Origin of the sequence: Vibrio sp. sp1 (genome assembly GCF_016920955.1) — a bacterium.
Taxonomy (GTDB): domain Bacteria; phylum Pseudomonadota; class Gammaproteobacteria; order Enterobacterales; family Vibrionaceae; genus Vibrio; species Vibrio alginolyticus.
The window spans coordinates 825115-849943 of record NZ_CP060589.1 but is presented as its reverse complement, the minus strand read 5'-3'; the positions used below and the strand labels follow the sequence as shown (position 1 = coordinate 849943).

24 protein-coding genes and 2 tRNA genes are annotated in these 24829 nt (G+C 43.7%); 19 read left to right on the top strand and 7 right to left on the bottom strand.

The features are described 5' to 3' along the window. Nucleotides 1-28 precede the first annotated feature (28 nt). The 8 genes from ftsB (at nt 29) to rpoS (ending at nt 6005) form a co-directional block, all read left to right on the top strand. On the top strand, nt 29-310 hold the full coding sequence (ftsB, locus tag H9L11_RS03950; RefSeq protein WP_005380907.1) for a cell division protein FtsB: 282 nt from the start codon (nt 29-31) through the stop codon (nt 308-310). Nucleotide 311: 1 nt separating this feature from the next. Next, a complete protein-coding gene (ispD, locus tag H9L11_RS03945; RefSeq protein WP_017821625.1) occupies nt 312-1019 on the top strand; it encodes a 2-C-methyl-D-erythritol 4-phosphate cytidylyltransferase in 708 nt (235 codons plus the stop codon). Nucleotides 1020-1033: 14 nt separating this feature from the next. Next, on the top strand, nt 1034-1510 hold the full coding sequence (gene ispF, locus H9L11_RS03940; protein WP_005380896.1) for a 2-C-methyl-D-erythritol 2,4-cyclodiphosphate synthase: 477 nt from the start codon (nt 1034-1036) through the stop codon (nt 1508-1510). Nucleotides 1511-1555: 45 nt separating this feature from the next. After that, complete coding sequence (truD, locus tag H9L11_RS03935) at nt 1556-2599, top strand: tRNA pseudouridine(13) synthase TruD (protein WP_033907437.1); 1044 nt, start codon at nt 1556-1558, stop codon at nt 2597-2599. After that, nucleotides 2599-3375: a 5'/3'-nucleotidase SurE gene (gene surE, locus H9L11_RS03930; protein ID WP_005380894.1), complete on the top strand. Its 777-nt coding sequence runs from the start codon at nt 2599-2601 to the stop codon at nt 3373-3375. The genes truD and surE overlap by 1 nt, the downstream gene beginning before the upstream one ends. Beyond that, entirely contained in the window at nt 3375-4001 is a 627-nt protein-coding gene (locus H9L11_RS03925; RefSeq protein ID WP_033907436.1) for a protein-L-isoaspartate(D-aspartate) O-methyltransferase, read from the top strand. Before surE ends, H9L11_RS03925 begins: the two co-directional genes overlap by 1 nt. A gap of 13 nt (nt 4002-4014) precedes the next feature. Beyond that, nucleotides 4015-4938, top strand: a complete 924-nt coding sequence (locus H9L11_RS03920; RefSeq protein WP_033907434.1) for a peptidoglycan DD-metalloendopeptidase family protein — start codon at nt 4015-4017, stop codon at nt 4936-4938. Between the two features lie 80 nt (nt 4939-5018). Then, entirely contained in the window at nt 5019-6005 is a 987-nt protein-coding gene (gene rpoS / locus H9L11_RS03915; RefSeq protein ID WP_005380887.1) for an RNA polymerase sigma factor RpoS, read from the top strand. Nucleotides 6006-6087: 82 nt separating this feature from the next. Here the strand turns inward: rpoS and mutS are convergent, their stop codons facing one another. After that, complete coding sequence (mutS, locus tag H9L11_RS03910; protein WP_205391000.1) at nt 6088-8679, bottom strand: DNA mismatch repair protein MutS; 2592 nt, start codon at nt 8677-8679, stop codon at nt 6088-6090. Between the two features lie 173 nt (nt 8680-8852). Here mutS and H9L11_RS03905 point away from each other — a divergent pair, with 173 nt between their 5' ends. Then, complete coding sequence (locus H9L11_RS03905; RefSeq protein WP_205390999.1) at nt 8853-10127, top strand: site-specific integrase; 1275 nt, start codon at nt 8853-8855, stop codon at nt 10125-10127. 231 nt (nt 10128-10358) lie between these two features. Here H9L11_RS03905 and H9L11_RS03900 read toward each other — a convergent pair whose 3' ends face one another. The 5 genes from H9L11_RS03900 to H9L11_RS03880 all read right to left on the bottom strand — a co-directional run bounded on the left by H9L11_RS03900 (nt 10359) and on the right by H9L11_RS03880 (nt 14618). After that, nucleotides 10359-11270 carry a hypothetical protein gene (locus H9L11_RS03900; RefSeq protein ID WP_205390998.1) on the bottom strand — a complete coding sequence of 304 codons (912 nt, stop codon included), beginning with the start codon at nt 11268-11270 and terminating at the stop codon, nt 10359-10361. Nucleotides 11271-11351: 81 nt separating this feature from the next. Beyond that, nucleotides 11352-12146 carry an IS21-like element helper ATPase IstB gene (gene istB, locus H9L11_RS03895; protein WP_205390738.1) on the bottom strand — a complete coding sequence of 265 codons (795 nt, stop codon included), beginning with the start codon at nt 12144-12146 and terminating at the stop codon, nt 11352-11354. Next, the gene (gene istA, locus H9L11_RS03890) at nt 12143-13162 is read right to left on the bottom strand and encodes an IS21 family transposase (protein ID WP_205390739.1); all 1020 of its coding nucleotides are present in this window, start codon (nt 13160-13162) and stop codon (nt 12143-12145) included. Before istA ends, istB begins: the two co-directional genes overlap by 4 nt. 54 nt (nt 13163-13216) lie before the next feature. Beyond that, nucleotides 13217-13399, bottom strand: coding sequence for a hypothetical protein (locus H9L11_RS03885; protein ID WP_205390997.1), 183 nt, complete (start codon nt 13397-13399; stop codon nt 13217-13219). Nucleotides 13400-13700: 301 nt separating this feature from the next. Further along, nucleotides 13701-14618: a hypothetical protein gene (locus H9L11_RS03880; RefSeq protein WP_029851399.1), complete on the bottom strand. Its 918-nt coding sequence runs from the start codon at nt 14616-14618 to the stop codon at nt 13701-13703. 182 nt (nt 14619-14800) lie between these two features. Here H9L11_RS03880 and H9L11_RS03875 point away from each other — a divergent pair, with 182 nt between their 5' ends. Together H9L11_RS03875 and H9L11_RS03870 are read left to right on the top strand one after the other, a co-directional pair. Further along, nucleotides 14801-15028, top strand: coding sequence for an AlpA family phage regulatory protein (locus H9L11_RS03875; protein ID WP_029851398.1), 228 nt, complete (start codon nt 14801-14803; stop codon nt 15026-15028). Then, entirely contained in the window at nt 15028-15834 is an 807-nt protein-coding gene (locus tag H9L11_RS03870) for a hypothetical protein (RefSeq protein WP_029851397.1), read from the top strand. Before H9L11_RS03875 ends, H9L11_RS03870 begins: the two co-directional genes overlap by 1 nt. Before the next feature lie 70 nt (nt 15835-15904). Here the strand turns inward: H9L11_RS03870 and H9L11_RS23665 are convergent, their stop codons facing one another. Beyond that, nucleotides 15905-17164 carry a flagellin gene (locus H9L11_RS23665; RefSeq protein WP_029851395.1) on the bottom strand — a complete coding sequence of 420 codons (1260 nt, stop codon included), beginning with the start codon at nt 17162-17164 and terminating at the stop codon, nt 15905-15907. A 366-nt stretch (nt 17165-17530) separates the two neighbouring features. Here H9L11_RS23665 and pncC point away from each other — a divergent pair, with 366 nt between their 5' ends. The 8 genes from pncC (at nt 17531) to H9L11_RS03825 (ending at nt 24801) form a co-directional block, all read left to right on the top strand. Further along, on the top strand, nt 17531-18013 hold the full coding sequence (pncC, locus tag H9L11_RS03860; protein WP_017633544.1) for a nicotinamide-nucleotide amidase: 483 nt from the start codon (nt 17531-17533) through the stop codon (nt 18011-18013). A 200-nt stretch (nt 18014-18213) separates the two neighbouring features. After that, nucleotides 18214-19257, top strand: coding sequence for a recombinase RecA (gene recA / locus H9L11_RS03855; protein WP_005380874.1), 1044 nt, complete (start codon nt 18214-18216; stop codon nt 19255-19257). Between the two features lie 127 nt (nt 19258-19384). Then, nucleotides 19385-19852: a recombination regulator RecX gene (recX, locus tag H9L11_RS03850; protein ID WP_017633543.1), complete on the top strand. Its 468-nt coding sequence runs from the start codon at nt 19385-19387 to the stop codon at nt 19850-19852. A gap of 142 nt (nt 19853-19994) precedes the next feature. Continuing rightward, nucleotides 19995-22577: an alanine--tRNA ligase gene (alaS, locus tag H9L11_RS03845; RefSeq protein WP_033907431.1), complete on the top strand. Its 2583-nt coding sequence runs from the start codon at nt 19995-19997 to the stop codon at nt 22575-22577. 212 nt (nt 22578-22789) lie between these two features. Beyond that, complete coding sequence (locus H9L11_RS03840) at nt 22790-23977, top strand: aspartate kinase (protein ID WP_033907430.1); 1188 nt, start codon at nt 22790-22792, stop codon at nt 23975-23977. A gap of 92 nt (nt 23978-24069) precedes the next feature. After that, the gene (gene csrA, locus H9L11_RS03835; RefSeq protein ID WP_004415691.1) at nt 24070-24267 is read left to right on the top strand and encodes a carbon storage regulator CsrA; all 198 of its coding nucleotides are present in this window, start codon (nt 24070-24072) and stop codon (nt 24265-24267) included. 334 nt (nt 24268-24601) lie between these two features. Continuing rightward, nucleotides 24602-24693, top strand: a tRNA-Ser gene (locus H9L11_RS03830). Between the two features lie 31 nt (nt 24694-24724). Continuing rightward, nucleotides 24725-24801 (top strand) — tRNA-Arg (locus tag H9L11_RS03825). Nucleotides 24802-24829: the final 28 nt, after the last annotated feature.

The window sequence follows — 24829 nt, the reverse complement described above, 5'->3', positions numbered from 1 at the left end:
CCTTCCGGTACAGAATGTTAGCAGCGATATGCGAATCTTTGTTATAGCCCTTACGCTACTGTTTGGCTTGCTTCAATACACTCTATGGTTTGGTAAAAACGGAGTGTCTGACTACTACACAGTAAAAGATGAAATTGAAGTTCAGCAACAAGTGAACAGCAAGCTACAAGCTCGCAACAATGAAATGTTCGCTGAGATTGATGACTTAAGGCAAGGTCTTGATGCGATTGAAGAACGTGCGCGTCATGAGCTCGGTTTAGTTAAAGATGGCGAGACTTTTTACCGCATTATAGGTGAGGAAAACCATTAAAATGTTGGATATGAACTCATCGCATATCGCAATTGTGCCAGCTGCGGGTGTGGGTAGCAGAATGAAGGCAGATCGCCCTAAGCAATATTTATTGATCGAAGGTAAAGCGGTACTGGAACATACCGTAGAGAAACTGCTTTCCCACCCAAATATTTCTAAGGTTGTCGTTGCCATTACTGACGGCGACCCATATTACCCAGAATTGTCCATTGCTAAGCACCCAGATGTGATTCGTGTAGCTGGTGGTAAAGAAAGAGCAGACTCTGTGTTATCAGGGCTAAACTATGTCAATGAGCATCTGGAAAGCGAGTGGGTATTAGTCCACGACGCTGCGAGGCCATGTGTATTAACATCCGACATTGACCGTTTGATTGATGTTTGCTGCGCCCACTCAACGGGTGGCATTCTCGCATCTCCTGTGAGAGATACAATGAAGCGAGCAAACGCAGTACAAGATATCGATCATACGGTAGATAGAGAAGCATTGTGGCATGCACTTACTCCACAAATGTTTAAAACTCAGCAGCTTACTCAAGCACTGGCTGACGCATTAGAACAGGGTGTAACCATTACCGATGAAGCCTCGGCTTTGGAATGGTTAGGCGAGAAGCCAGCCTTAGTTCAAGGGAATGCGAACAATATAAAAATCACTCAGCCAGAAGATCTTGCGTTAGCCGAGTTTTATCTAAGCCGTGAGCGCGGCGAATAAAGAAAGGATAGAAAATGATTCGAATTGGTCATGGTTTCGATGTACATAAATTCGGTGGTGAAGGCCCAGTCATTATTGGTGGTGTAGCAATCCCTTATGAGCAAGGTTTGATTGCTCACTCAGATGGCGATGTAGCGTTGCATGCGTTAACGGATGCTCTGCTGGGCGCGATTGCTGCCGGCGATATTGGTCGTCATTTCCCAGATACGGATGATAAATGGAAAGGCGCAAACAGTCGTGAATTACTGAAAGACGTTTACCGTCGAGTTAAAGAGCAAGGCTACCGTCTTGGCAATGCTGATGTAACCATCATGGCACAAGCGCCTAAAATGGCACCACACATTGACGCAATGTGTGCGGCGATAGCCGAAGACCTAGAAACCGACATTAGTAACATTAACGTAAAAGCGACGACGACAGAACGTCTCGGTTTTACTGGACGCAAAGAAGGCATTGCAACGGAAGCCGTTGTACTTCTGTTTAAGCAATAACTAGCAATTTGCTCCTCTAAGCTGTGATATCAGCGGAAACACATCATGTCAGACATTTTATCTTCATTGGCTTACCTAACGGGTAAGCCAGTTGCATCGGCAAAAATTAAAGCGCAGCCAGAGCATTTTCAGGTTCGCGAAGATTTAGGTTTTGCCTTTACGGGCGAAGGCGAGCACTTAATGGTTCGTATCCGTAAAACGGGCGAGAACACCAGCTTCGTTGCTAACGAGTTAGCAAAAGCCTGTGGTGTTAAGTCGAAAGACGTTAGCTGGGCGGGTCTTAAAGACCGTCATGCGGTGACGGAACAGTGGTTAAGTGTCCATTTACCAAAAGGTGAAACGCCAGATTTTTCAGCGTTTTTGGCTCAATACCCAAGTATCGAAATCCTTGCAACAGATCGTCACAATAAAAAACTGCGTCCTGGTGACCTAGTAGGGAACGAGTTCGTGGTTACTTTGTCTGAAGTGACAGATATAGCGGATGTAGAGCAACGTCTTGAAAAAGTGAAACAAGTTGGCGTGCCAAACTACTTTGGTAGTCAGCGTTTTGGTAACGATGGCAACAACCTTGAAGAAGCACGTCGATGGGGACGCGAAAACGTTCGTACCCGCAATCAAAACAAGCGAAGCATGTATTTATCAGCGGCTCGTTCGTGGATTTTCAACCGCATCGTTTCAGCTCGTCTAGAGAATGGTGTGTTTGATAAGTTCATTGATGGTGACATTGCACAGACGAATTCTGGCACTCAGTTGATTGATGCAAACAACATCACTGATTTGCAAGTGCAATTTGCACAAGGTGAAGCGGCAATTACCGCTGCGCTTGCTGGCGATAATGCACTGCCTACTCAAGCCGAGGCTCTGGCATTAGAGCAACCGTTTTTAGACGAAGAGCCTGACCTCATGGCGCTGATTCGTGGTAATCGCATGCGCCACGATCGTCGCGATATTGCGCTGAAGCCAAAAGATTTAGCTTGGACGGTTGAAGGTAACAACATTACGCTGACTTTCTCACTGGATGCGGGATCTTTTGCGACCTCTATTGTTCGTGAGTTAGTTAATGAGGTTGAAGTAGAAAGAGAATACTAATGGAACAGGATTCACGAAACCCGAAGCCCTTAAGAGTCTTAATCAGCAATGATGATGGTGTTCATGCACAAGGGATTCATGCCCTCGCTGATGAGTTGAGAGATATCGCCGAAGTGACCATTGTCGCACCTGATCGAAATCGTTCAGGTGCTTCGAATTCACTCACATTAGAACAACCATTACGCGTGACTGAAATTGCCCCAAATATCTACTCAGTGCAAGGCACGCCCACGGATTGTGTGCATTTCGCGCTGAATGAGCTAATGAAAGATGATTTGCCTGATCTTGTTCTGTCAGGAATCAACCATGGCGCTAATTTGGGTGATGATGTTCTTTATTCTGGAACAGTAGCAGCCGCCATGGAAGGTCATTTCCTTGGCGTTCAGTCGGTGGCTTTTTCACTAGTGGGTAAGCGACATTTCGAATCCGCCGCTAAAATTGCACGTCAAATTGTACAACAGCATTTAGCGTCGCCGATTCCAACGAATCGTCTACTGAACGTAAACGTGCCTGACTTACCATCAGAGAATTTAGGTGAAATTGAAGTTACGCGTTTAGGTGCACGTCATCACGCAGAGAATATGATCAAGCAGAAAGATCCGAGAGGCCATGACATTTATTGGTTAGGGCCACCAGGAAAGGAGCAAGATGCAGGAGAGGGCACGGACTTTTATGCAATTGAGCATGGCCGAGTTTCAATGACGCCTCTGCAAGTTGATCTCACCGCTCACGAGTCGCTGCGTGCTATGGATAGTTGGTTAAAGGAAGAGAAGTAATGAGTAACCCACATGCTGACAGGTTGATAGCGTTTCTTATCTCCAGTGGCATCAAAGACCAAAGAGTTCTGGATGCTATCCAACGCTTGCCACGAGAAAGCTTTGTTTCTCAAGCGATGATGCACCAAGCCTATGATAACAATGCGTTACCAATTGGTCAGGGACAAACTATTTCTCAGCCTTATATCGTTGCTCGTATGACCGAGTTGCTTGAGCTAGAATCGGCGAGTCGTGTTCTGGAAATCGGAACGGGATCGGGTTATCAAACTGCGGTACTGGCGCAAATTGTTGATCATGTATACTCCGTTGAGCGAATTAAATCGTTGCAATGGGAAGCAAAGCGTCGCCTGAAGCAATTGGATATTTACAATGTTTCAACTAAGCATGCTGATGGGTGGCAGGGCTGGGAAGCGAGAGGTCCTTTCGATGCTATTATCGTTACCGCTGCCGCTGAAGTGATTCCCCAAGCTCTTCTCTCACAATTAAGAGATGGCGGCAAAATGGTCATTCCTGTTGGAGATACGGAACAACAGTTATTAAAAATAGAGCGTAAGGGAGACGAATATCTCTCTACCGTTGTAGAAATGGTTCGGTTCGTACCTCTGGTTGCGGGTGATTTAGCTTAAGGGTTAGGGATAGGTGAATAAGTTACTACGTCATATTGGTATTAGCTTTGTGTTTGCTGCAGGACTAGTTGGTTGTGCAGCGCATTCCCCTGCACCTGTCTCTAGCCTAAAAAAAGACTATTCAAGCCTTGAAAGAGGGAGTTACAGAGGGAGTTATTATGAGGTAAAAAAAGGCGATACACTTTACTTCATAGCTTATGTCACAGATAAAGATGTAAATGATCTTGTTCGTTACAATGAGTTAACTCAGCCTTACACTATCTACCCAGGACAGAGGCTAAAACTTTGGGCTCCGAAATATGTCGCCCCTAAATATGGTCAAAAAGTTGAACCCGTTGTGGCTCCTGTTGTTACGACACCCCCAGCTCCAGTGACGAAAACATCAACAGCCTCTAAACCTAAACCTTCGAGTAAAAACTCTAGTCAAAAACCTACAGAGACTAAGCCTAAAGTCGTACAAAAACAGCCTCCAAAGAAGGTTGAACAATCGAAAACAAAGGAGTATGTTGGTTCAAAAGACAACCAAAAAGTGAAGCAAAAATCGCCAACTACCACAGTAAAGAGTGATAAAGTCTCAAAGTGGTTGTGGCCAACAAAAGGGAGAGTAATCAAGAACTTTTCGGCGGGAGAACAGGGAAATAAAGGTATCGACATCGCAGGACAGCGTGGTCAACCTATCGTTTCAACCGCAGCCGGCACAGTCGTTTATTCAGGCAATGCGCTACGAGGTTATGGCAACTTAATTATAGTAAAGCATAACGACAATTATTTAAGCGCATACGCACATAATGACAAACTGCTGGTCACAGAAGGACAAAGCGTAAAAAGCGGACAAAAAATCGCCACCATGGGTAGTTCAGGTGCAAAGTCGGTCAAACTACACTTTGAAATTCGCTATCAAGGTAAATCAGTGAATCCAAAACGCTATTTGCCTTAAAACTTTGAAAAACAACTTGCGACATCATTTAGCGACATATTGAGTTGTCATGTCTTGCTAACTCGCCAGGGGGAGGCGTTATGAGTATCAGCAACACAGTAACCAAAGTTGAAGAGTTTGCATTTGACAATGCGTCAGTGAAGACCATTGATAACGAACTCGAAAGATCATCATCCACAGAAAGCAAAGCGACTGCGCGTGAAGAATTTGACGCGAGCAGTAAAAGCTTAGATGCAACTCAGTTGTATTTGGGCGAAATTGGCTTCTCACCTTTACTTACTGCCGAAGAAGAAGTGCTTTACGCAAGACGCGCCCTACGTGGCGACGAAGCGGCACGCAAACGTATGATCGAAAGTAACCTACGTTTGGTTGTTAAGATTTCTCGTCGATACAGTAACCGTGGTCTAGCACTACTCGATCTGATTGAAGAAGGTAACCTCGGCTTGATCCGAGCGGTCGAAAAATTCGACCCAGAACGTGGTTTCCGTTTCTCTACTTACGCAACATGGTGGATCCGACAAACGATAGAGCGAGCGTTGATGAACCAAACTCGCACGATCCGTCTACCTATCCACGTAGTGAAAGAGCTGAACATTTATCTGCGTACTGCGCGTGAACTTTCTCAAAAGCTCGATCACGAACCGACCGCAGAAGAAATTGCTGCTCAATTAGATATTCCAGTCGAAGACGTAAGCAAAATGTTACGCCTTAATGAGCGTATTAGCTCTGTCGACACGCCAATCGGTGGTGACGGTGAGAAAGCGCTGCTGGATATTATTCCTGATGCAAACAACTCTGATCCAGAAGTTTCGACTCAAGATGACGACATCAAATCATCGTTGATTCATTGGTTAGAAGAGTTGAATCCGAAACAGAAAGAAGTGCTTGCACGTCGCTTCGGCCTACTAGGCTACGAGCCTTCGACGCTGGAAGAAGTTGGTCGAGAGATTGGTCTGACACGTGAGCGAGTACGTCAAATACAAGTGGAAGGTTTACGTCGTCTTCGTGAAGTCCTAATCAAACAAGGTTTGAATATGGAAAACTTGTTTAACGTAGAAGACGATTAAGTAATCCGTATTTCACTAGATACACAAAAGGCTATGGTTCCCCCTAGCCTTTTTTCTTTTTTGCTCGTCGGTGTGAGTCTGTTTACAGCATCTTCTTCAAGCGATACAGCTCTTCAAGAGCTTGGCGTGGCGTTAAGTCGTCAGGATCAATACCTGACAGAGCTTGTTCGACCTCGCTAGGCTCTGGAATCAGGCTCAACTGGTTAGCCACATCTACTGCACTTGGACGCGGTGTGTCACTGTTTTGCCCCAGTTGCTCTAGCTGAGATAGCTTGTTACGCGCATTTTTGATGACCGTTTTTGGTACGCCAGCTAAGCCCGCAACAGCCAAGCCGTAAGACTTACTTGCCGCACCTTCTTGAACTGCGTGCATAAAGGCAATGCTGTCTCCATGCTCTACGGCATCCAAGTGAACGTTCGCTAAGTTTGGCAGTTGGTTCGGTAACTCTGTTAATTCGAAGTAGTGAGTTGCAAATAGGGTCATCGCACCAATTTGTGTTGCGAGCCATTCCGCACTTGCCCAAGCTAAAGACAGACCGTCGTAAGTACTAGTACCGCGTCCGATTTCATCCATTAGCACCAAACTGTTCTTAGTTGCGTTGTGAAGAATATTGGCTGTTTCGGTCATTTCTACCATGAAGGTCGAGCGGCCAGATGCAAGATCATCTGATGCACCAATACGAGTAAATATACGATCTAAAGAACCAATCTGTGCGGATTCTGCCGGTACATAAGAGCCGATATGTGCCATCAATGCAATCAGCGCAGTTTGACGCATGTAGGTTGATTTACCACCCATGTTTGGACCGGTGATGATCAACATCTTACGGGCTGGGTTAAGCTCAATTGGGTTCGCGATGAACGGCTCTGTTGTTACTTGTTCTACGACTGGATGACGACCAGCTTGAATGTGAATTCCTGCGTCTTTCACAAGCGTTGGGCGGCAGTAATCTAACGAATCTGCACGCTCTGCTAGGTTTTGTAATACATCCAGTTGAGACAGGGCAGAAGCTAGGTTTTGCAGCTTCTCAAGGTTTGGCATCAATAGATCAAACAGTTCTTCCCACAACTGTTTCTCAAGTGCTAACGCTTTAGATTTCGAGTTAAGTACTTTGTCTTCGTGTTCCTTAAGCTCTGGGATGATGTAGCGTTCAGCGTTTTTGAGTGTTTGGCGACGTACATAATGCGGTGGAACCAAATGGCTCTGGCCACGGCTTACTTGGATAAAGAAGCCATGAACGTTGTTGTAGCCTACTTTAAGCGTATCGATACCGTGTCGTTCACGCTCATCTCGCTCAAGCTGCTCAAGATATTCTGTTGCACCGTCTGCCAATTTTCGCCATTCATCGAGCTCCGCATTGTAGCCTTCAGCGATGACGCCACCATCACGAATAACAACCGGCGGATTTTCTTTAATCGCGCGCTCTAACAGGTCACATACTTCGTCAATCGGAGCTGCATACTTCGCCAATTTCGTTAGGTACGGATGGGTCAAAGAAGCGGTGACAGATTCTAGCTCTGGTAGCTGTTGCATGGCATTGCGAAGTCTAGCCATATCGCGAGGGCGAGCAGAGCGTAATGCAAGGCGCGCTAAGATACGTTCAATATCACCAATTTGCTTTAACGTTGGTTGAAGATCAGCAAACAGAGCTTGTTCTTTAATCTCACCAATCGCATCAAGGCGATTGTTTAACGTTTCAATGCAACGCATAGGCTGATGCAACCAACGCTTCAGCATTCGGCTGCCCATCGGAGTTGCACAATGGTCGAGTACTGCAGCGAGCGTGTTATCGGTTCCGCCTGCTAGATTTTGAGTAATTTCCAGATTACGTCGGGTAGCAGCATCAAGGATGACGGATTGATCCTGATGATCAAACGTTAAAGAGCGAATATGAGGTAAAGCCGTACGTTGAGTATCTTTTACGTACTGGATCAAACAACCAGCAGCACATAACCCTAAGGACGCATGTTCTACACCAAAACCAACCAGATCTTTTGTGCCAAATTGTTGATTGAGTTGTTGCTTAGCCGTATCAAGCTCAAACTCCCAGACTGGGCGACGACGGTTACCATTGCGGCTCGCCATTAAATGTACAGGTTCAAAATCTTCTGGGAACAGTAGCTCACGTGGTGCGGTACGTTGAAGCTCGGCTGTCATCGCTTCTTCAGTTTCTGGTTCTGTCAGTTGGAAGCGACCAGAGGTGACATCCAGCGTCGCATAACCGAACTTACCGTTGTGATGGTAAATTGCTGCGATTAAGTTATCGACACGCTCAGAAAGCAGCGCCTCATCCGTCACTGTACCTGGTGTCACGATACGCACAACTTTACGTTCTACTGGGCCCTTGCTGGTGGCCGGATCGCCAATCTGTTCACAGATCGCCACAGACTCACCAAGCTGAACAAGTTTTGCCAGGTAGCCCTCTACGGCGTGAAATGGCACACCCGCCATTGGGATAGGTTCACCTGCAGACGCACCACGTTTGGTCAATGAAATATCAAGAAGCTGAGAAGCTCGCTTGGCATCATCGTAAAAGAGTTCGTAGAAATCGCCCATGCGGTAGAACAGCAAAATCTCTGGGTTCTCAGCTTTTAGCTTGAGGTATTGCTGCATCATAGGTGTGTGTTTGTGGTTGGTTGCTTTGTTTTTATTGGTTTCTTCTAATGTTTTCATAATAATATTCAATGTTTTACGACCAACCATGTGTGGTTTCTAGTCTCATGGAGTGCCACTTAGTGTCAGTGAATCCCATAACTAAGTGTAGGTTTTTGTGTAGCTTTTGGATTCTTCCTACACTAAGATAGTCATATTGTGTTGTTTGCGTATTAGTTAAGGATTATACAAATATGACCGTGGGAAAGAGTAACAAACCTCTTAGTGATCGAGCAATTAGAAACCATAAAGCTGATGGAAAAACCTTGGTTGATGTTGGTGAATATAGAGGGTTGCGAGTTAATGTTGGTAAAACAGGACGTAAGACATTTACTTACCGCTATCGTTCTCCGGTAAACAACAAGATAACTCAAGCTAAGCTTGGCACTTATCCAGACATGTCTTTGGAGCAAGCTAGAGTTGAGCTTAAGCACTTAAAAGCTATTAGAGATGCAGGTAAGTGTCCTAAAAGAGAATTGGAAAAACAGAAGCTCCTAGAGACTCAAGCTAAAGAATCAGATCGCTACGCTAAGATCAACGTTAAAAACTTGGTTGATAATTACCTGAAAGGCTACATTGAAGGTTCAAGTAATAGGAAACCTAAAGGACAAAAGGAAGCTCGCCGAACGCTGTATAAAGACGTCGTAAAACCTATTGGTTCAAAGCTCGCTATTGACCTAACCCGTAAAGATATATCTGATTTGGTTATGGGGATCGTTGAGCGCGGAGCAAATGTTCAAGCTGGGTATGTCCTTAGAGAACTAACTTCAGCGTATCGTTATGCTATTTCAACTGGTTACTTACCTTATGAATTTGTAAACCCTGCGCTACAAGCTAAAGATAGCTTAAAAATATCCAAAGTGAAATTAACTTGTAGTAAAGGAAGACGCTATTTCAATGATGAAGAAATTGTTCAGTTTTTGAACTGGTTACCAATCTCTGGTTTTAGTCAGAACCAAAAGGGGATCTTGAGACTGACGCTCTGGACTGGTTGTAGAACAGGTGAGGTATGTTCCTTAGCTTGGTCTGATGTCAACTTGAACAATAAAACTCTATTTTTGAGAGAAACTAAGACTGGTCTGGTTCGTCATGTGATGCTTTCTAATCAAGCGGCTGAGTGGCTACAGAACAAATACCAAAAACGAGATAAAAATGATTACGTTTTCCAATCTCAGAGGACTCGCAGACCTGTTCAGCAAAAACATTTATCTGAAAAAATCTGGAGTTTGAAGCAGAAAGGTATGATGTTAGATATCCCCAATTGGACTCCCCATGATTTAAGAAGAACGGTTAGAACAGGACTTGCTAGGAAAAAGTGTCCTTCAGAAGTTGCTGAAGCCGTTTTAGGACATACAAAGGAAGGTATTAATGGGACTTATGACCTTCATTCTTATGAGGATGAGTGTAGAGTTTGGTTGCAAAAATGGGCTGACCATTTAGATTCTCTAATGAGTGAGCCTATTTCTTGATTGGAAGCACTCTTACGAAGCTAAATGGTTTTTCAGGTTGCAGATTTGTACTAATGTGACGTGTATTAGTTGGTTAAACCTCACAAAACTGGTGGTGCGGTTCAACCTATACGATAAGGATAAACGCGCCCACCAAACTCATTTTTGGACATAAACGTTTTAGGCCTAATGCTCTATAGCGTGTAGTCAGATTAGAAAAAGTATGTTGATTACTTGAACGTTGTTAGCCGTTTATGCAAAATTCAACTTCTTCACTTTGTTAAACAAAAACTTACACGCCCATAGATATGGACACATTGTTGAAAATAAAACAAAGTACTCAAACGCACTAAACCAAAAGTTGGTCCAGTCAAAATTAACGCCAACTAGCAAATTTAAAGTAACTAAGGGAAGTAGAACACCAAACACCATATTAAACATAATCAAGATAATAACTTTGAGCGTTGTTTCTTTAACTCTAAAAGTTTCATTGTAAGTATTGAAGCTAGAAATAGAAGAAGAAAGCAACGGAATCACTTCTCTTTCAACAACATGCGATTTTTCAAAGTAACTAACGAAGACACCTTGAAAATCAGTAACGCTATCAACATGAGGTTGATGAAATTGCTTCCAGACTCTCTCTTGCTCACCTTTAGGCATTTGATCTGGCATATTGGCCATGTGCTTTTCAAACGCCTCTCTTTGTTCTTTCAACTGCTTCTCGCGAGTAAACTCCATGCCGCGATTTGCCAGTGTTATAAGAGGGCGATTACTTGTACTCCAAGTCCAATTCAAATACCCGACGATCCTTTGCATTTCCTGAATACGCTTGGCATCAAATTCCTTTGAACACAACTGGTTAACCTTGTCCGTTTGCCCCTGAATGTGAACAAGATTATTGTTCCAAAATGGGTAAGTGGTAAAGATTGTTGTGAAAAGAGAAAAAAGCTCATTGCATACTGAAATCACCTCTTCTGAGCTAGGTTCTCTTTGGAAAGGGCTTCGTGGCACTCCATATTTTTCCTCGTAGTCTAAATATGAATACAGCATTGTCGCTCTGCGTAACGTCTCCCTACCTCTCTCGTCCCAATTTAAAGTTCCATCTTGATTCAAGTAAGCATTGTTACCATTAAACAACATTGAATTGGGCGTGCTAACAGACATACTGTGCTTTTGTCAACGCCAGTTTAAATTTGACCCACTTATCGACGTTATCGCCGAAGTAAAACTGACCCACCCATGTAATTAACTTCTACTTTCAGATAGGTTTTCCAGAACCGTTGGTATGGTTCCAGCCGCCTTCTTTCCTTTTAATCGATAGCTTTCACCGCTGATTTGTACGATGTGCGAGTGATGAAGAAGCCTATCGAGTAAAGCTGCCGTCAAGGTCGTATCGTCGGCGAACGCATTTGACCATTGGGAGAACGGCAGATTACTAGTCACGATAATGCTGCCTTGCTCATAACGCTTGGCGATGACATTGAAGAACAAGTTCGCTTCCTCTCTGCCGAACGGTAGATACCCGATTTCATCGACGATAAGGAGCTTTGGAGCGAGAACACTGCGTCTCAAGTAGCTTTCAAGTTTACCTTGAGCTTTCGCAGTGGAGAGTTGAAGCATCAAGTCTGCTGCCGTGATGAACCTTGTCTTTAAACCCTTTTGAACCGCTATGTGACCCAAGCTTACCGCAAGGTGACTTTTGCCAACGCCACTTGGCCCAAGTAGCACCACGTTTTCCTTTCGCTCGATGAAGGCCAACCCTGTTAGCTCTTTGAGCTGCTTTCTCGGAGCGCCTGTTGCGAACTTGAAGTCGTAGTCATCGAACGTTTTTTTCATTGGAAAGCTGGCGAACTTAGTCAGTGTGGCTCTTGTGCGTTCCGCTCGTGCTTCCAACTCTGCGTTCAGAAGTGACTCTAAGTAATCGGCTAGACTTAGTTCACGATGGTTGGCGGCTTCTGCTAATCTCGGCCATTCCTGACCGATAGCTTGTAGCTTCAGCGCTGCACAGGCAGCTTCAATGCGATTCATTTGAAGGTTCATGGTCGCACCTCCAACAGTGCATCATACGTTGATAGTGGGTGCTGGAAGCTCTCCAGCGGCACCACATTATCACTCATTGTTAGGGTTGTGACTGGGCGCGTTGGCGATGGGAGTAGCTGAAGTATAAAGCGCTCTTCATCTAAGAGAACTTGAGGCTTTGCACCTGTCGTTCTATGAGTTCGTTGATGAGCGACGGTTTCTAGCCATGCGCCGATATGCCCATTAAGAACATCGACGGTGATTTTAAGACCGTGCTGCTTGAGTGTCGCCGCAAGCGGAGTGACGAAGCTATTCTTCAAGTAAGAGTTAAAGCGCTCCACTTTCCCTTTGGTCTTTGCGCGATATGGACGACAGGCTCTTGGTTTAAAACTGTATTTCTTGGCGGCGGTGAGCAGTGCTGGATTCCAGCGGTGTTCACCTTCACCATAAGCATCACGCTCTATCATGATGGCTTTCGCATTATCGAACAGAACTTCTTTAGGGACGCCGCCGAAGTATTCAAACGCTTCTTCAAGACCTTGTATCCAGTCTTCTTGGCGCTCTCGTTCACTAAAGCGAACGAAGGTCGCTCTGCTATAACCAAGCGTTGCCACGAAGGCTTTAACACGTACACCGTAATGGGTGATGGTCGTAAAGTCGACTTGCATCTGCTCACCTGGCAATGTCTCGAATCGAACGACAGGGTCGATTGGCGTACTCGGTTTGTACTGCCTGATGTGCTCTTTGAGCATCGTTATACCGCCTTCGTAACCGAGAGATTTCAGCTCACGTAGTAAGACAGTTGCGGGTATCCAATAAGGCTTTGCGGCTTCAATGCGGGTGCGCAAGTAGTCATGGTAAGGCTGCAGTTTGGTTGGTCGAGATTGCCGCTCGGGATACACAGGCGCTTTGCTTTTATCTCGAAGATAAGTGCGAACTGTATTCCTTGAGATACCCAGATCCTTTGCGATGCGGCGGATGCTTCGCCCTTGCTGATGTAAAACGTGTATTTCCACTAGTTGCTCCTGATTGATCATAATCCGCCGTTTTGTCCATTTACGAACGGATAGTTTGCCTCAGGTGGGCCAATTTTAAATCGGCGTTAGTGGGTCATTTTTACATCGGCGCTGACACTTTAGAGCTTCATCTAGCTTTTCTTTCGCATCGTTCACTTTTTGATACGCATAAATAGCAAAAGCAGAAAAGAAAGCTGCGACTACACCAATCACAGTTACATGTAATGCAGGAAGAGCTTCTAATATTGGTGAGCTCAATTTTATTCCTCTAGTTCTAAGTCCAACGATGGCGGCTAATGAATTACCACCAAATCAGGGAGGGTTACAGACACAAACCAGTCTACATTATTATTCAACCAAAACCATATTGAATCATTAGGAAAATTTGGTCAAATATCAATACCAAGGAATGTTGTGAGTAATGACTCTAAGCGGTAACGGGGCAGAAGCAAGTTGGGACAAGATATCTGCTCTGATAGCACCGAAACTCAAGTAATAAACGGTTATATCAGGATTAATTCAACTGATGTATTTATGTACGTTGGTTCTTGTTATTGAGTCACCGAGATCTTGCTAATAATTCATTTAGGAACTGTTCAAGCACTATGTTTGGATTATCCTTGTAGTGATTCATTATCTTTTTCAGAAGGACTTTTTTTTCTACCCCGTACTTGTCTAGAATCTCATCATCGGTAAGCTTTCGTCCCAACATATAGAGCGATGATTGCTCGAAAAGAGATTGAATCGTTTGGAGAGTAATACTTGCAGGAGTTGGCAATTCCTTTGTATTGGTAATAAAATCTTCAGATTGCTGTGTTTTTGATGCCTTTCTGCGAATGACCTTTCTACCGCTTCTATTGGTTCTATCGTTTAAATTCTTAAGTTTCGTGTTCAGTTGTTCTGAATCTAGAATGGACCTAACCAGTTTTTGGCTCCAGTTATATTTTTGACTTTTGTCTATTTGTCTAGAGCTTCCATAGAACCTAGGAAGTACGAACTTCTTCTCTTTCATGAAGTTAACGATTTCACCCATAGTGTCACTCATTTCTGTACTTCGGTATTTTAGAATCTGATGTAGACGATAAATGTACTGTCCCTTAGCTGTTTGAGGAGTTTCAATGTTCTTAGGTTGCTTGTGGCTGTCAAGAAGGAAGTGAACCAACATCGATAGCTGTTCACTGCTAAGTCCTTTTTCTCCAATTTTGTGTCCTAGGTCGTCAGCCAAATTTTCCATCCGTTCAAGCGCACTTTCTGATAGATGGATAGTTTTTGATGTAAAACCTGAAGCTTTTTTCTTGGCTGAGCTTTTACGTTTCCTAACAGTTGCTTCTTCCGTAACATCGCTTTCATTTTTTGAACTCAGAGTCTCAAATAGCTCCTTTATTTGCTCGCTTAAGCTGACTACCTCGATTTCTAATCTTTCGAATTCTTTTGGCTGTTCGCTCTTCTTTAATCCGGTTGCTTTTTTTGTAGCCATTCAATATCTCTATAAGTTTTAAATTTGTGATGCTCACAAAATGATAAGTAAATCCTTTGTTTACCCATTCTAGCTAAGTTTACATTGATTTTAATTTGTGATGCTCACAAAAAAAGTAGTTTTTGGTGTGAATTAGGAAAATTGTAAATCCGCTTATGACTTAAATACACAAGGAGAAAGTTGTGAGCACTCTTCGAATTATCCAGTTAACTGAAGTTATAAAGAAAACTTCTATCAGCAAATCAACCATCTACAGAAAGATTGAAAAAGGTTTATTTCCCTCACCTGTGCGTCTTGATGATGGTGACAGTAGTTCAAACACGAGGCGAGTTGGATGGTTTGAGTCTGAAGTCGATGAGTGGATTCTGTCACGTCCAAGAGTTTTGGATTTTTACTTGGAGGAAGCCTAATGAAAATGCGCATCGAAGAAATGGATAAATTCGAGACAACAGAACGCTCGATTGAAGAAAATCAACGAAGAATTAGAGCACTAAAGAGCAGTGGTAAGCTGTTTGATGAACTACGTTTTCGATTGCAAGACTGTATCGATGGTGGAGAGCCGTGTGGCAGTCTGGCGTGTAAGCTTTGCAATCGAGATTTGAGAATCGAGTTGGTAAATCCGGTCATATGTTCAGTCGTTGAGTCAGGTGTTGATAAGTGGCACTTACTAACGGTAGTTCCATATGAGAAAAGCATTACAGCACCTGATTTTATGTATTTTGACGTTAAGGCAATGAAGAAGTGGTTTGGACGTGTGTTGCGTAACTTTGGGTTCGCTGGACCGATCTGGGGGATGATGGAAATTGATTATCACTCGTATGCCGATGCATGGTTGCCACATTTCCACATCGTTTTACCAGATACAAAAAATAATGATGTGGCATACAAGGCGTTGAAAAAATCACGAGTTTTTCACTGTAATAATCAGTTTTTGGAAGGAACTGAAAATAGACCGTATAAGCGTGATCCATTTGATATTGTTGATTCAGTTACAGTTCTCAGCTACACACATAAGCTTTACGGCAAAGAGATAACTATTGATCGAGGTGGTAATAAGAAAGGATACTTTTTAAGAGAAAGAAAGCTTTCTGAATATCTACTATTTATGGATAGTCACGACTACTCAGAGTTTAAATTTACCCTAGGGATATCAGATCACAAGTGGGCTAGTTTACGTAAGAGATGCACTACTAAGCGAATAGAGCATTATGATTAATCACTCTATGGCTTATATAGCTGCATATTAGGTAATACACTAGACGGTGGGTTCATTATGAATACCACCGTCAAGCTAGTAGTTGAGAGACACTTTTAGGGATATTCTGTGTTTGTGCCAATATGCTCGTGGTTGAGTCACTGAGGATCTTTTGCTTGGTTAACTCAGTAGTCTCTTTGGCGAAGTCAGTATCCTTTATCCTGCTTTTCGATTCGGTTGTATTGATATTTTGGCTTGTTAGATTATTGATTGCATTCTCTAACCTATTGTTAGTTGCTCCAATACCAGACCTATATGAATCAACTAGTGTCAACATTTGGTCGGTTGCATGAACTAGAGCGTTTTCATAGTGATTATTGAATTTAGTAGCAACTTCTGGCTTAAAAGAAATTAACTCGTCATAAGAGACATGATGTTCACCTAAATGCCATTGGTTTGTCGTATATATCAAATTATTATTAGGCATTGATTTAAAATTTTGAATGCCGATGCCTAACGTGGGGTTTACTGAATTGAAATAATTATATTCCCTGCTATAGCCGATCTTGTGGACACTTTCACCTTTACTATTAACCTCTTCTGCAAGAAAAAACTTTGCTTTACTACCTTCAAGAGCTGAGTTTAGAGTGTGAATAATATCTTCGGCAGACTTGCCAGATTCAAAATCAACTCTTAATGATGTCTGTCCATTTTTTTGTGGTGAATAAATAAACTCTATGAAATCACCAGTTTCAGTTCTCCAATCTGAAGGAATCTCGAAATTTGCCCCATTTGCGAATGCAGATGTATCGATGCTAGTTCTAGTCATTAGCCCACTTTGAATAGCACTTAATTCAGGTAAGGTTGCTGTGACAGCTTGTCCTGAGTCACTTCCTACTTGAAACGTCATACTGTGCTCATGCGAAGAATGTCCGGTAAATAACGACTTTCCTGCAAACTCAGTGGTTTGTGCAATTCTTGTTAACTCCTTTCCTAATTGAGTTATTTCATTTCGAATAGCTTCTTTATCATCCTTATCAAGAGAACCATTCAAAGACTGGAGCGACAGTTCTCTAACTTTGAACAGTATATTCGTATATTCGTTTAGAGCACCATCAGCGACTTCTAGCGTAGATATTGCATCATTAGAGTTTCTTAATGCTACTTCAAGTCCTCGGCTTTGAGTTTGGAGTCTATTGGAGATCTGTAGCCCAGCAGCATCATCTTTTGCAGAATTAATACTTGAGCCAGAGCTTAACTTGTCCATCGATTCTCTATGAGCCATGCTAGCTTTCTTTAAGCCGTTCTGTGCAGAATTAGCGAGAGTATTAGTATTGATGCTCAAAGCCATGCTCAACTCCTTGGGAAATTAAAAATAATTAAGCAGTTAAAGCAATGTTTGTGCCACTTGTTTCTTATGAAAAGGTTGGGTTTATTGAGGAAAATTGGCTTTTGTTTGCCGAGATCAGAGTTAGCTCTTTTTGATATGACTTGTGAAAGGACAATAATTGCCGCAGAGATTGTATTTAGTGTAGGTAAAAGTGTAGCTCTTCTGAGTTTTTCTCTATAAGTTGTTGTTTTTTAGTTATTATAACACTCTTGCATCAGGAGTGTGTTTTTGTTCAGCTTTCACAGGTAAGTTCTTTTGTTTATTTCCGTAGCGGCTTAGGATACGTGAATCCCTATCAAGTAAAAAGAGACAAAGGGCATTTTGGCTATGGAAAAAACAACAAAATTGAGTGCCGATTTAGGCGCATTATTGGCTAAACACGGGCATCTTTTAACGACCGCAGAATCATGCACTGGTGGTGGTGTTGCAACCGCCATTACTGACATTGCTGGTAGTTCAGCGTGGCTTGACCGTGCGTTTGTCACCTACAGTAATGAAGCGAAAATGGAGATGCTTGGTGTGCAAGCTTCAACGTTAGAAGCGCATGGTGCAGTGAGTGAGCCAGTTGTGATTGAAATGGTGCAGGGTGCAATTAAAAACTCCAATGCGACCATCGGTGTGTCCATCAGTGGTATTGCAGGGCCGGGTGGTGGCAGTGAAGAGAAACCAGTCGGCATGGTCTGCTTTGCTTTTGCTGATAACCAAAGTTGGCAGCAAGTCGAAACCATGCATTTTACTGGTGACCGTGCAGAAGTTCGCAAAAAAGCGGTCGAGCATGCGCTGACTCAATTGTATCAACATCTACTCTAGAATTTCTTAAATTGTTTTAGCCCAGCATTGATAAGGGCTAGAGCAAATCACGACTTTAGGTCAGCCAAATTTTTTTCATACAGGTATGGACACTGTATGAATCAACAGTATAATAACTTTCATTGCTGAGCAGTTCTTCTGCTTAAGAAAAATGAATTACTATTCGTCGCCCAAAGAAGATGAATAAATCGGAGAAAGTAATGGACGAGAACAAACAGAAAGCGCTCGCCGCTGCGCTAGGTCAAATTGAAAAGCAATTCGGTAAAGGCTCTATCATGCGCCTTGGTGATAACCGCGCAATGGACGTAGAAACCATCTCAACGGGTTCTCTTTCTCTTGATATCGCTTTGGGTGCTGGTGGTCTACCAATGGGTCGTATCGTAGAAATCTACGGCCCAGAATCTTCAGGTAAAACAACATTAACCCTTGAGCTTATTGCTGCTGCGCAACGTGAAGGCAAAACGTGTGCGTTTATCGATGCAGAGCACGCTCTAGATCCTGTATACGCGAAGAAACTTGGCGTAGATATCGATGCATTGCTGGTTTCTCAGCCAGACACAGGTGAGCAAGCGCTAGAGATCTGTGACGCACTTGCACGTTCTGGTGCTATCGATGTTATGGTTGTCGACTCTGTTGCAGCGCTAACACCGAAAGCAGAAATCGAAGGCGAAATGGGCGATAGCCACATGGGTCTGCAAGCACGTATGCTTTCTCAAGCAATGCGTAAGCTAACGGGTAACCTAAAGCAGTCTAACTGTATGTGTATCTTCATCAACCAAATCCGTATGAAGATTGGTGTGATGTTTGGTAACCCAGAAACAACAACAGGTGGTAACGCACTTAAGTTCTACGCTTCTGTTCGTCTAGATATCCGTCGTACTGGCGCAATCAAAGAAGGTGACGAAGTCGTAGGTAACGAAACGCGCATCAAAGTTGTTAAGAATAAGATTGCAGCACCATTTAAAGAAGCAAACACACAAATCATGTACGGCCAAGGCTTTAACCGCGAAGGTGAACTTGTCGATCTAGGTGTGAAGCACAAGTTAGTTGAAAAAGCCGGTGCTTGGTATAGCTACAATGGCGATAAGATTGGTCAAGGTAAAGCGAATGCATGTAACTACCTGCGTGAGCACCCTGAAGTGGCTAAAACTATCGATACAAAACTGCGTGAAATGTTGCTAGCGCCAGCACTTGCGGAAGCGCCTGAAGCTGGTGAAGCGCCAGAGCAAGCTGAAGAGTTTTAATCTCTCATAGATTAATAAATGACAAAGCCCTGCAATGCGGGGCTTTGTTGTATCTATTGAAATCAAAAATCGAATTATCACAAAGGCCATTGAGAGCCTGTACAGCAAAAATACTTTTAGGATCATCATGTACCAAAAACGCCAGGCGCCAACATTATCGAGCAAAGAGGCTGCTATACAATTGCTTAGCCGTCGCGATCATGGTCAGTATGAGCTTTACCAAAAATTATCGATGAAGGGCTATGAAGAATCAGACATCGACATCGCAATTAATTTTTGCCTAGACCATAACTATTTAGATGATTTACGTTACGCGAAGAGTCAAATTAGACAGCATGTATACAAAGGACATGGAGAGCGTCGAATTCGTCAAGAGTTAAACCAGAAGCGTGTTGCGGAGTCGGTGATTGAGCAAGCTATGGCTGAAGAGCCGCAAGATTGGTTTGAACTGGCTAAACAGGCGGCAGAAAAGAAATTCAAAGGTATTAAAGCCAAAGACCAAAAAGAGTACGCAAAACAAGTTCGTTTTCTGCAATATCGTGGCTACAGTTTTGACCAAATCAGCTACGCGCTGAGCTTTGAGGACGAAGATTAACGGTCAGTCGTCCGCACTGATTTTTGTTTTGCTTCAAATTTTTTCTCCTACTCCCTCTTTTCCTCAAGAAAACTAGTCTCAGCTGTTTGCATGATCTACAATACGGCAAAATTCTAACTCGACTATTTTCAGGAAGAGCTGCATGTACATGAGCACTGATGAGGTTCGTAACGCGTTCCTCAAGTTCTTTGAGAGCAAAGGACACCAAATCGTAGAAAGTTCATCGTTAGTTCCACATAACGACCCAACCCTGCTGTTCACAAACGCAGGTATGAACCAATTTAAAGATTGTTTCTTAGGCTTAGAAAAACGAGCCTACACTCGAGCGACTACGGCTCAGCGTTGCGTACGTGCTGGTGGTAAACATAACGACCTAGAAAATGTTGGCTTTACTGCTCGTCACCACACATTCTTTGAAATGTTAGGCAACTTCAGCTTTGGCGATTACTTCAAAGAAGATGCGATCTCCTTTGCTTGGGAATTCCTAACCGAAGTTCTTAAACTGCCAGCGGATCGTTTATTGGTAACTGTTTACGAAACCGATGACGAAGCGTTTGACATCTGGAACAAGAAAGTTGGCGTACCCGCTGATCGTATTGTTCGCATTGGTGATAAAGAAGGCGGCAAGCCGTACGAGTCTGATAACTTCTGGCAAATGGGCGACACTGGCCCTTGTGGTCCATGTACTGAAATCTTCTACGATCACGGTGAGCACATCTGGGGTGGCCGTCCTGGCACGCCTGAAGAAGATGGTGACCGTTTCATCGAGATCTGGAACAACGTATTCATGCAGTTCAACCGTCACGCAGACGGCACTATGGAACCGCTACCAAAACCATCGGTAGATACTGGTATGGGTATCGAGCGTATCTCTGCAATCATGCAGGGCGTTCACTCAAACTACGAAATTGATGTATTCCAAGCTCTTATCAAAGCAGCAGCAGAAGTGATCGGTTACGAAGACCTATCAAACCAATCACTACGCGTTATCGCTGACCACATCCGTTCATGTTCATTCCTGATCGTGGATGGCGTTATGCCTTCAAACGAAGGTCGTGGTTACGTATTACGCCGTATCATCCGTCGCGCAGTTCGTCACGGTAACAAGCTGGGCGCACAAGGTGCATTCTTCCACAAGTTGGTTGGCGTTCTAGCTGACATCATGGGTACGGCTGGTGAAGAGCTGAAGCGTCAACAAGCTGTGGTTGAAAAAGTACTGCGTATCGAAGAAGAAAACTTTGGTCGTACACTTGAGCGCGGTATGGCGATTCTAAACGAAGCACTAGATAACCTAGACGGTAAAGTACTAGACGGCGAAACCGTATTTAAACTTTACGATACTTACGGCTTCCCAGCTGACTTAACTAACGACGTAGCACGTGAGCGTGAGTTCGCAATCGACGAAGAAGGTTTCGAGAAAGCGATGGAAGAGCAGCGTCAACGTGCGCGTGAAGCGGGTAACTTCGGTACTGACTACAACGCAGCAATCAAAGTTGATACGCAAACAGAATTCTGTGGTTACACAGGTACTAAAGGCTCTAGTTCTGTAGCAGCGATGTTCGTTGAAGGCAACGAAGTAGATTCGCTATCTGCGGGCGACAAAGCAATCATCGTACTTGGTGAAACACCATTCTACGCAGAGTCAGGCGGTCAGTGTGGTGACGCTGGTGAAATCCGTACTGAGTCTGGTGTATTCCGCGTTGAGGACACTCAAAAACTAGGTAACGCAATCGCGCACCACGGTGTAATGGCAGAAGGCGTTCTAGCGAAAGGTGATGAAGTAGCAACTATCGTTGACGCAGAGCGTCGCGCAGCTATCTCTCTAAACCACTCAGCAACGCACTTGCTACACGCAGCACTACGCCAAGTTTTAGGTGAGCACGTAACGCAGAAAGGCTCATTGGTGAAGGCAGACAACCTACGTTTCGACTTCTCGCATCTAGAAGCCGTAACCGCAGCAGAGTTGAAAGAAGTTGAGCGCCTAGTTAACGCGCAAATTCGTCGCAACCACACGATTGAAACCAACGTGATGGACATTGAGTCAGCTAAGAAGAAAGGCGCAATGGCTCTATTCGGCGAGAAGTACGACGACGAAGTACGCGTATTGTCTATGGGTGACTTCTCGACAGAGCTTTGCGGTGGTATTCACGCATCAAGCACAGGTGATATTGGCCTATTCAAAATCACTTCAGAAAGCGGCATTGCTGCAGGTATTCGACGTATTGAGGCGGTAACAGGCGAGGCTGCATTAGACGCTATTGAAGCTCAAAACGCGAAGTACGAAGAGAAACTGGCAGAATCTGCACAGAAAGCAAAAGCGCTAGAGAAAGAAGTGCAGAAGCTAAAAGATAAGATGGCGGCAGCAGAAAGCGCTAACATCATGGGCAAAGCGGTTGAAGTCAATGGTACAAAAGTTCTAGTCGCAGCTCTTGAAGGCGCTGACAGCAAGAACCTACGTACTATGGTTGATGACATCAAGAACCAAATGGGGTCTGGTATCGTACTGCTTGCCAACGTAACAGGTGACAAGGTTGGCTTGATTGCTGGTGTGACTAAAGATCTAACTGGTAAAGTAAAAGCCGGAGATCTAGTTAAGATGATTGCTGAGCAAGTCGGTGGTAAGGGCGGTGGTCGTCCTGACATGGCTCAAGCTGGTGGTACTGATGTAGCCGCACTACCAGAGGCAATTAAAACAGTTCAGCCTTGGTTAGAAGAGCGCTTATAAGCTTTTAACTACTAAAATTACGCTCAATCAAGTTTCTTTGATTGAGCGTAATTTTTTTTAGCAGCCAAGTGGTTTAATTGACCAAAAGTTAACCGAGCCATTTAGGCTATTTGGTTTTTGTTGTAACTACTGCTTATATAATTTTTCTAAAAGGAAATACTGAAGATGTAAGCAGTTCTAAAGAGACTTCGGTCTTGGGAAGGTGAAGACTGGTGAAAAAGCCCCTTATCGTGCAAAAGTTTGGCGGAACCTCAGTGGGTTCAATTGAAAGAATCCACCAAGTTGCTGAACACATCATTAAGGCGAAAAATGATGGCAATCAAGTTGTTGTTGTCGTGTCTGCAATGTCAGGCGAAACAAACAGACTGATGGACCTCGCTAAACAGATAGATAGCGTGCCTACAGCTCGAGAACTTGATGTTTTGCTCTCTGCTGGTGAGCAAGTGTCAATGGCACTGTTAGCAATGACACTCAATAAATTGGGTCATGCTACACGCTCGCTTACCGGAGCACAGGCGAATATTGTGACGGATAATCAACACAATGACGCAACGATTAAACACATTGATACTAAGACAATTCTGGGGTTGCTTGAGCAAGACCAAATCGTGATTGTTGCAGGCTTTCAAGGTGTGAATGAGAACGGGGATATCACCACATTAGGTCGAGGTGGCTCAGATACGAGCGCAGTGGCACTGGCAGGCGCATTGCGCGCTGATGAGTGTCAAATCTTTACCGACGTTGATGGTATTTATACTTGTGACCCACGTGTAGTGAAAAATGCGCGAAAATTGGCGGTTATCGATTTTCCTTCCATGGAAGCGATGGCAAGCCGAGGCGCGAAAGTATTACATTTACCTTCAGTGCAATTTGCATGGAAGAATAATGTGCCACTGCGCGTGCTTTCGACATTTGATGTTAATGAAGGCAGTCTGGTAAAGGGGGAGTTAGGCAATCAAGCCGTCTCTGGTATAGCCATTCAACGTGACCTTGCCATAATCGAAGTCGATAAAGAACATTTATCTAGTGCTACAAAACAATGTCAGATGTTGGGTATCGACATTTGGAATGTGATCGAGGAAACAGAACGGGCAGGTATCATGATAAAACAAGATGCATGTGCCAAGTTCGATCTGGTGTTCAGCGACAAAATCCGTAATAGTGAAGTGGTAAGCCTGTTGACCGCAGTGGGGCTTGAGGCCAATGGAATGGTAGAGCACGCATGCGATTTGTTGGCAAAGCGAGATATTGAGATCAATTTCAGCGCAACGAATGCACTCACTATGATGCTAGTTTTAGCACCCGAATGTGTGGATACAGCAGCAAACATTCTGCATGATGCTTACATTACGTCTAGTGAAGCATTAAACATTCAACAAAAACATGCCTTTTTAGGCTGATTTTCGCTAACAAGGTAGTTTACGAAAATATAACTTTTGTTGGATAATAGCTTTGTAGCAAGAAAATTTAGAGATTACTCAAGGAGCAAAGAATGCTAATTTTGACTCGCCGCGTAGGCGAAACACTGATGATTGGTGATGAAGTGACTGTAACTGTACTAGGTGTTAAAGGTAACCAAGTGCGTATCGGCGTTAACGCTCCGAAAGAGGTTTCAGTTCACCGTGAAGAAATCTACATGCGCATTCAAGCTGAAAAAGGCAATGGCAACGTTGCTTCAGGTAACTACTAAGTCGCTCCTGTTTACAGAGCTTAGTTTGAATGAAAAAGGCTAACCGAAGGGTTGGCCTTTTTAGTTTTTACTGTTTTTGAAAATTTGCAGAAACTATTGTGTTGAGTATGGCTGTGAATTCATCAATAATGTTGATTCGAACTTCAGAAAGTTATTTGAAAATAAATGTCTTTTTTTCAGAGAAGACTCTCTTTTTTTCATCATAATAGAGTGATAAAGTTCGTTTAATAGTCACTTTGATTAAATCAGCAACGGTTAAGCCAGTTTCGTAGATTTTTTCAAAGAAAGTGTTTGACATATTTTCGGTAAAACGTAATATGTGCCTCCGCAAGACGGTGAGGTGGCCGAGAGGCTGAAGGCGCTCCCCTGCTAAGGGAGTATACGGTTTATCCCGTATCGAGGGTTCGAATCCCTCCTTCACCGCCATTCTTGCAACGTTGATTTATCAACAAAAAGTGCGTCCTTAGCTCAGCTGGATAGAGTACCTGGCTACGAACCAGGCGGTCGGAGGTTCGAATCCTCCAGGACGCGCCATATCTCTTTTGAGATATAACAATGAAAA

Coding starts and splice junctions, on each gene's coding strand:
- ftsB (WP_005380907.1), top strand. CDS start 29: ATGCGAATCTTTGTTATAGCCCTTACGCTACTGTTTGGCTTGCTTCAA.
- ispD (WP_017821625.1), top strand. CDS start 312: ATGTTGGATATGAACTCATCGCATATCGCAATTGTGCCAGCTGCGGGT.
- ispF (WP_005380896.1), top strand. CDS start 1,034: ATGATTCGAATTGGTCATGGTTTCGATGTACATAAATTCGGTGGTGAA.
- truD (WP_033907437.1), top strand. CDS start 1,556: ATGTCAGACATTTTATCTTCATTGGCTTACCTAACGGGTAAGCCAGTT.
- surE (WP_005380894.1), top strand. CDS start 2,599: ATGGAACAGGATTCACGAAACCCGAAGCCCTTAAGAGTCTTAATCAGC.
- H9L11_RS03925 (WP_033907436.1), top strand. CDS start 3,375: ATGAGTAACCCACATGCTGACAGGTTGATAGCGTTTCTTATCTCCAGT.
- rpoS (WP_005380887.1), top strand. CDS start 5,019: ATGAGTATCAGCAACACAGTAACCAAAGTTGAAGAGTTTGCATTTGAC.
- mutS (WP_205391000.1), bottom strand. CDS start 8,679: ATGAAAACATTAGAAGAAACCAATAAAAACAAAGCAACCAACCACAAA.
- H9L11_RS03905 (WP_205390999.1), top strand. CDS start 8,853: ATGACCGTGGGAAAGAGTAACAAACCTCTTAGTGATCGAGCAATTAGA.
- H9L11_RS03900 (WP_205390998.1), bottom strand. CDS start 11,270: ATGTCTGTTAGCACGCCCAATTCAATGTTGTTTAATGGTAACAATGCT.
- istB (WP_205390738.1), bottom strand. CDS start 12,146: ATGAACCTTCAAATGAATCGCATTGAAGCTGCCTGTGCAGCGCTGAAG.
- istA (WP_205390739.1), bottom strand. CDS start 13,162: ATGATCAATCAGGAGCAACTAGTGGAAATACACGTTTTACATCAGCAA.
- H9L11_RS03880 (WP_029851399.1), bottom strand. CDS start 14,618: ATGGCTACAAAAAAAGCAACCGGATTAAAGAAGAGCGAACAGCCAAAA.
- H9L11_RS03870 (WP_029851397.1), top strand. CDS start 15,028: ATGAAAATGCGCATCGAAGAAATGGATAAATTCGAGACAACAGAACGC.
- H9L11_RS23665 (WP_029851395.1), bottom strand. CDS start 17,164: ATGGCTTTGAGCATCAATACTAATACTCTCGCTAATTCTGCACAGAAC.
- pncC (WP_017633544.1), top strand. CDS start 17,531: ATGGAAAAAACAACAAAATTGAGTGCCGATTTAGGCGCATTATTGGCT.
- recA (WP_005380874.1), top strand. CDS start 18,214: ATGGACGAGAACAAACAGAAAGCGCTCGCCGCTGCGCTAGGTCAAATT.
- recX (WP_017633543.1), top strand. CDS start 19,385: ATGTACCAAAAACGCCAGGCGCCAACATTATCGAGCAAAGAGGCTGCT.
- alaS (WP_033907431.1), top strand. CDS start 19,995: ATGTACATGAGCACTGATGAGGTTCGTAACGCGTTCCTCAAGTTCTTT.
- csrA (WP_004415691.1), top strand. CDS start 24,070: ATGCTAATTTTGACTCGCCGCGTAGGCGAAACACTGATGATTGGTGAT.